1 protein-coding gene is annotated in these 1,485 nt (G+C 76.7%); it reads right to left on the bottom strand.

What is annotated here, in order from left to right; genetic code table 11:
- Positions 1-141: 141 nt before the first annotated feature.
- Positions 142-1,344, bottom strand: coding sequence for a DUF4350 domain-containing protein (locus tag AC1DUE_RS19960; protein WP_477041155.1), 1,203 nt, complete (start codon positions 1,342-1,344; stop codon positions 142-144).
- Positions 1,345-1,485 lie beyond the last annotated feature (141 nt).

Below are 1,485 nucleotides of genomic sequence, written 5' to 3'. Positions count from 1 at the left end.
GCGCCGGGCCGGGCGGGGTGCCGAGCTGCGGCGCCGGGTTCGGCGGGGTGCCGAACGGCGGGGGCGCCGCGGCATGCTGCGGTGCCCCGAACGGGGACGGGGCAGACGGCGCCGTCGGCGGCCGCTGCGGGCTGTCGTCGCTCACGATCGGTGAACCTCGCTCTCGAGATGGTCCAGGTCACGCGCCAGCTGCGCGAGCCCGTTGTCGTCCGTGGGGGGCGGCCCGTACAGGAGGGCCTCGATCTGGTCGGTGCGTCGTCCCGACGCGCGGGACAGCGCGTCGATGACGACCTGGGGCGCGGCCGAGCGCGGGAGCCCCAGGCGCGCGCAGCAGCGAGCCGTCGCCCCGGCGCGCAGGGCCGCGGCGGCGTGCCCGAACGAGCGCGAGCGCCGGTACAGGCGACCGCGACCGCGGGTGGTCTCGCCCGCCCGGACGACGACCGGCAGCTGCTCGGTCACGACGCGGCCCAGCCGGCGTCCCTTCCACAGGGCGGCGACGACGAAGACGAGCAGGAGCTGCAGGGCGAGGATGTTGACGATCGGGGGGACGACGTCGGTGATGGCGGGGCTGCCGGCCTCGCCCGGGTCGACGTCGTCCTGCGACGGGATGTACCAGACGAGCCGCTCGTTGCGCCCCAGCATCCGCAGCACGAGCGCGGCGTTGCCCTCGTCGGCGAGCTCGGCGTTGGTCAGAGGTCCGCGGTCGGTCAGGACCGTGATGCGCTGGCCGTCGGCGGTCGTCACGCCGTACGCGCCGCCCGCCGCGGTCGGCGTCCCCGGTGCCGGGAAGCAGACCACCGCGCTGTCGTCGAGGGCCTGCAGGGTGCCGGACGCGGTGATCGTGCCGGCGGCGACGGCGTCGGGGTCGTCGCACTCGGCATCCCGCGTCTCCGACGCGCCGCCGGACGACGTCCCGTACCCGAGCGAGCCGGTCAGCTCACCGACCGCCCAGTAGGTGTCGACGAGCACGAGGTCGGCGCCCGTCGCGCGCAGCGCGTCGGTGTGCGGGGTGTCGATGTAGCCGTCCCCGACGAGCAGGACGGTCGAGCCGGGCCCCGCGAGCCGCTCGACGTCGTGGATCCGGCGGACGTAGCGGACGTCGACGCCCTGGTCGCCGAGGATCTGCGCGGCGGCCCGCGCACCGCCCGGCAGGGCGTTGTCCGGCGCGAGCGACTCCGTCGACGTGACGGGCTTGGGGAGGGCCGCGAGCAGACCGACGACGCAGAGCAGGCCGAGGATGCCCAACGGCAGCCGCCAGCGTCGCCACCGCGACGCCGCGCGCGATCGCCCGGTGGTCCCGTCGCCGACGACCGGTGTCGACGTGCCGGCCTGGGTGGTCGTCATGACGGCACGCTCATCGCGGCGTCGACGGTGCCGGCGGGGGCCGAGGGCCGCGCGGAACGCACGCGCCCGTCGAGCGCGCGCAGGCGTCCGTCGTCGTCCGCGCCGGCCGAGGCGTGGCCGTACGCGACGGCGTCGAAGAGG

The sequence above is a fragment of the Cellulomonas sp. P4_A2 genome, assembly GCF_056402515.1.
This window is presented reverse-complemented; position numbering and strand designations above follow the sequence as displayed.